Annotated in this window: 6 protein-coding genes; 1 reads left to right on the top strand and 5 read right to left on the bottom strand. The window is 70.5% G+C overall.

What is annotated here, in order from left to right:
- Positions 1-236: 236 nt before the first annotated feature.
- From I53_RS24760 to maiA, 4 genes are all read right to left on the bottom strand, one after another.
- The gene (locus tag I53_RS24760; protein ID WP_043355733.1) at positions 237-542 is read right to left on the bottom strand and encodes a hypothetical protein; all 306 of its coding nucleotides are present in this window, start codon (positions 540-542) and stop codon (positions 237-239) included.
- Positions 539-850, bottom strand: a complete 312-nt coding sequence (locus tag I53_RS24755; RefSeq protein ID WP_043355731.1) for an EthD family reductase — start codon at positions 848-850, stop codon at positions 539-541. The genes I53_RS24760 and I53_RS24755 overlap by 4 nt, the downstream gene beginning before the upstream one ends.
- Before the next feature lie 65 nt (positions 851-915).
- Positions 916-2,247 (bottom strand): NAD(P)/FAD-dependent oxidoreductase, encoded by a 1,332-nt coding sequence (locus tag I53_RS24750; RefSeq protein WP_043355729.1) that lies wholly within the window; start codon positions 2,245-2,247, stop codon positions 916-918.
- A gap of 131 nt (positions 2,248-2,378) precedes the next feature.
- A complete protein-coding gene (maiA, locus tag I53_RS24745; protein ID WP_043355727.1) occupies positions 2,379-3,026 on the bottom strand; it encodes a maleylacetoacetate isomerase in 648 nt (215 codons plus the stop codon).
- Positions 3,027-3,166: 140 nt separating this feature from the next.
- On the opposite strand from maiA, the gene moaB reads away from it, so the two are divergent.
- Positions 3,167-3,724 (top strand): molybdenum cofactor biosynthesis protein B, encoded by a 558-nt coding sequence (gene moaB / locus I53_RS24740; RefSeq protein ID WP_043355725.1) that lies wholly within the window; start codon positions 3,167-3,169, stop codon positions 3,722-3,724.
- An 85-nt stretch (positions 3,725-3,809) separates the two neighbouring features.
- Here moaB and I53_RS24735 read toward each other — a convergent pair.
- Positions 3,810-4,716: amino acid permease (locus tag I53_RS24735; protein ID WP_043355722.1), on the bottom strand; the 907-nt coding region annotated here is incomplete at its 5' end.

Genomic DNA, 4,716 nt, shown 5'->3' with positions numbered 1-4,716 from the left:
ACGCGCACGCCTTGGTGGCGGCGGCGGGGGTTCTGGGCTTCGTCGGCCTGTCGAACCTGTGCCGCGAGGTCGAGGCCCCCGCCCATGCGGGGCCCGACCTGATGCCGCTGATCCGGCGCCTGGAAATCCAGCGGGCGACGGCGCTGCGCGCCATCCGGCAGCTGCGCGCGGCCTGATGCGACGCTGCTGAAGCGCGGGCCGGCGCCCCGACAGGGACCGCCCCGCGCGGTTGGGCCCTATGCCTCGTCGGTCTCGGGCAGCGGGTCGCCGGTCCAGGTCGTCGCGAAGGCGGCGAGCTCCCGGGCGTCGGTGAAGGCCGCCACGGTGACCTCACGCTCCGCCGGTTCCGCGCCCGGATAGGGCGCGAGCAGGATCCGCACCCGCGCCAGCCGGCCGCTGGGCGCCTTGTCGGCGATCCAGGCCTGCGCGTCCGGCGTGAAGCGTTCCGGGCCGTCGAGGGCCCGGGCGTCGGTGCGCAGCACGACCACGTAGGTGCCGAGGCTCGGATCGGCCTCCTGAACAGCCTTGACGATGTCGATCACGGGCTTTCCGCGAAGTCGTTGATCTGAACCTGGGCCTGCGCCGACGTGAAGTTCGGGATGTCCGCGAAGATCTCCTCGCCATGGGCGGCGACGGCTTTCTGGAAGGCGTCGACCGACGCGAAGGTCAGCAGCGCCATCACCTGGAACGGGGCGGTGCCGCCGTCCGGCGTGCCGGCGCCCTTGACCACCTTGGCCTCGTGCAGGCCGAGGGACGACCAGCGCTCGCGCACCAGCGGCATGTGATGGCCGAGATAGTAGCCCATGTCGAAGCTCGGGCCGGCCGGATACATCACGCTTACCAGGATCATGGGGCTTCCTTTCTGTGTCACGCCCGGTCCGCCCGGGCGCCCGTCCTCGGTTCGTGGGGCGACGGTCAGTGCAGCTTCACCCGCGGCTCGGTGCGCCGGGTCAGCGCGCGCGCCAGGGTGTCGAGGACCGTCTTGGCCGTGCCGTGGAGCGCCCGCTCGTGCATCTTGTAGAGCGAGCGGTACATCATGCGGGCGAACAGGCCGGCGATGAGCATGTTCTTGCCGCGGACGAACCCCATCAGGCTGCCCACGGTCGAGTACTCGCCAAGCGAGACCAGCGAGCCGAAATCCTTGTACCGGAACGGCTTCAGCGGCTTCCCGGCGATCTTGGCCGGGATCTGGCTGATGAGGTGGCTCGCCTGCTGGTGGGCCGCCTGGGCGCGGGGCGGCACCGGCGTGTCGGAGCCGGCCTCCACCAGATAGGCGCAGTCGCCGATGGCGAAGATATCCGGGTCGCGGGTCGTCTGCAGCGTCGGGGTCACCACCAGCTGGTTGGTCCGCGTGGTCTCCAGGCCGCCGATGCCCTGCAGGAAGGGCGGCGCCTTCACCCCCGCCGCCCACACGACCAGCTCGGAGGGGATGAAGGTCCCGTCGGCGAGCTGGACGCCGTCGGCGCGCACCTCGGTCACCCGGGCCTTCACCCGCACGTCGACGCCGATCTTGTTGAGGAGCTGCATCACCTCGGCCGAGAGGCGCTGCGGCACCGCCGGCAGGATCCGGTCGGCGGCCTCCACCAGGGTGATGCGGATGTCCTTGCCCGGGTCGATCTTGTCGAGCCCGGTGGAGACGACGTGGCGCAGCGTCCGGTGCAACTCGGCGGCGAGTTCGGTTCCGGTGGCGCCCGCGCCGATCACCGTGACGTGGAGCTGGCCGGGCCGGACCGGGCCGACCTGGGTGTGGGCCCGCAGCGAGGCGTTCACGAGGCGCTGGTGGAAGCGCACCGCCTGCTCCTGGGTGTCGAGGGCGATGGCATGCTCGGCGACGCCCGTCGTGCCGAAATCGTTCGTGGTGGAGCCCACCGCCATCACCAGCGTGTCGTAGGGGACGGCGCGCTCGGGCGTGACCTCGCGCCCTTCCGCGTCGTGGCTCGCCGCGAGCTGGACCGTGCGCGCCTCGCGGTCGAGGCCGGTCATGCGCCCGATCCGGTAGCGGAAGCCGTGCATGTGGGCGTGATGCAGGTAATCCACCGCGTGGTGGCCCACATCGAGGCTGCCGGCCGCCACCTCGTGAAGCAGCGGCTTCCAGATATGCGTCCGGGCGCGGTCCACGAGGGTGATGTGCGCGCGCTTGCCGCGCCCGAGCTTGTCGCCGAGCTTCGTCACCAGCTGGAGGCCGGCGGCGCCGCCGCCGACCACCACGACACGATGCAGGCCGGACTCGTTCTCGACGGATGCCATCGACACTCTTTCTTTCCCCGGACCGGGATTAATCGCCGGCCTCCTTACACGGCCTGGGCCGCCGAATTCCACAACCGCTTGTCGCAGCCCCAGGTCACCAGCGCGGATTCACGCGCACGCGTGGCGCGCGATCACGCCGACGGGGCACCCGGCTGACGCAACGGGTGTGCCTCCGCGACCGCGGGCAGGGCGAGGCAGGCCTCGGCGATTCGCGCGACCGTCGGGTAGGCCGCCGTGTCGATGCCGAAGATGCCAGTCCCGACCCAGAGGCTGACGAGGCAGAGATCGGCATGGCTTACCGAATCGCCCTGGCAGAAGCGTCCCGTGCCCGCCTCGGTGGACAGCCGCGTCTCCAGGGTCGCCAGGCCGGTCGTGAAGGCGTTGCGCAGGAAATCCAGCATCCGCTCCCGGGGCAGACCGTAATGCTCCATCAGGAAGGTGCGCACCCGGGGCACGTAGAGCGGGTGGGTGTCGCACGCGACCACCTGTGCCAGCGAGCGGGCCCGGGCCCGCGCCCGCGGCTCCTCCGGCAGGAGGCGCACGCCGCCCCGCGTCTCCTCCAGGTAATCGAGGATCGCGAGCGACTGGGTGAGCGGCGGCCCGTCGCCGTCGAACAGGGCCGGTACCGCGCCCTGCGGGTTGATCCTCCGGAACTCCGGCTTGTGCTGGTCGCCCGCGTCGAGATCGATGAAGGTCTCCTCGTAGGCGATGCCCTTCAGCTTCAGGGCGATCCGCACCCGGAAGGCCGCAGCCGAGCGCCAGTTGCCGTACATGTGCATGGGGAGCGATCTCCGACGGGATCGGAAGAGCACAGCCGAGTTTGCCGCGCACCGCAAGTGGGACGTGGACGCGGCCGCCCGGGGGCGACAAGCGGCTTCGGCCGGCCCATATCGGTCTTCCGTCCCGGAGAGCCCGCACGATGGCCGATCAGACCGACGCCCGCCGCTTCATCCCTCTGAACATCGCGGTCCTGACCGTCTCCGACACGCGCCGCCCGGAGGACGACCGCTCGGGGGACACCCTGACGCAGCGCCTCACCGAGGCGGGACATCGTCTGGCGGCCCGGTCGATCGTGCCGGACGAGGTCCCGGCGATCCGCGGCCAGGTGGAGGCGTGGCTGCGCGATCCCGGCGTCGACGTGGTGATCACCACCGGCGGGACCGGCTTCACCGGCCGCGACGTCACCCCTGAGGCGCTGGAGCCGCTGTTCGAGAAACGGATGGACGGCTTCTCGGCCGTGTTCCACCGGATCTCGTACGACAAGATCGGCACCTCGACCCTGCAATCCCGCGCCACCGCGGGGGTCGCGCACGCGACCTACGTGTTCGTGCTGCCGGGCTCACCGGGCGCCTGCCGGGACGCCTGGGACGGGATCCTGGCCCAGCAGCTCGACTACCGGCACCGGCCCTGCAACTTCGTGGAGATCATGCCGCGTCTCGACGAGCACCTGCGGCGCGGGGCCAGTATCGCGGTGTGAGGATGAGCCTCAGTCCGGGCCCGCCCGCGGCGGCCCGGAATGACGGGATCGTCATGGAGGATCGTGAGGGGCCGGTCCGTCTGACCTACGCCGCGTTCCCCTCCTTCCGGCGCAGGACCGAGTGCTTGCGGCCGTAGAAGAAGTACACGACGAGGCCGATCGCCATCCAGATCACCAGCCGCAGCCACGTGTCGAGGGGCAGGCCGATCATCAGGAGCAGGCAGAACAGGATGCCGAGGATCGGCACGACCGGCACGGCGGGGGCCCGGAACGGCCGCTTCATGTGGCGCTCGGTCCGCCGCAGGTAGAGCACCGAGCCGCAGACGAGGATGAAGGCGGCGAGCGTGCCGATGCTCACCATCTCCCCGAGGATGTGGATCGGCACCAGGGCCGCCACCACGGCGACCACGGCCCCGATCAGCGCCTGGCTGCGATACGGCGTCTGATAGGTCGGATGGACGTGGGAGAACATCTTCGGCAGCAGGCCGTCCTGCGCCATGGTGAAGAAGATCCGGCTCTGGCCGTAGAGCAGCACGAGGATCACCGTCGTGAGCCCGGTCAGCGCCCCGAGCTTGATCAGGAGGGCGAACCAGCCGATGCCGATCACGTCGACGCCCTTGGCGATCGGGTCGGGGACGTTCAGCTCCTTGTAGGGGACGAGGCCGGTGAGCACGGCGGCGACGAGCACGTACAGGATCGTGCAGACCGCCAGCGAGCCCAGGATGCCGATGGGCATGTCCTTCTGGGGCTTGCGCGCTTCCTGGGCGGCGGTGGAGACCGCGTCGAAGCCGATGAAGGCGAAGAACACCACGCCGGCGCCGCGCAGGATGCCGCTGGCGCCGAAATGCCCGAAGGTGCCGTCGTTGTCGGGGATCAGCGGGCTCCAGTTCGCGGTGTCGACGTGGCCCCAGCCCAGTGCGATGAAGGCCACCACCACGGTGAGCTTCACCGCGACCATGATGTTGTTGAAGCGCGCCGATTCCTGGTCCCGC

The sequence above is a fragment of the Methylobacterium sp. B1 genome (assembly GCF_000333255.1).
GTDB classification, from domain to species: Bacteria; Pseudomonadota; Alphaproteobacteria; order Rhizobiales; family Beijerinckiaceae; genus Methylobacterium; species Methylobacterium fujisawaense.
Note: the sequence above shows the minus strand (reverse complement) of the source record. Positions and strands in the feature narration are given on the sequence as shown.

Excerpts from the sequence above, each read along its gene's own strand:
- I53_RS24755 (WP_043355731.1), bottom strand. The coding sequence starts at position 850 with ATGATCCTGGTAAGCGTGATGTATCCGGCCGGCCCGAGCTTCGACATG.
- I53_RS24750 (WP_043355729.1), bottom strand. The coding sequence starts at position 2,247 with ATGGCATCCGTCGAGAACGAGTCCGGCCTGCATCGTGTCGTGGTGGTC.
- maiA (WP_043355727.1), bottom strand. The coding sequence starts at position 3,026 with ATGCACATGTACGGCAACTGGCGCTCGGCTGCGGCCTTCCGGGTGCGG.
- moaB (WP_043355725.1), top strand. The coding sequence starts at position 3,167 with ATGGCCGATCAGACCGACGCCCGCCGCTTCATCCCTCTGAACATCGCG.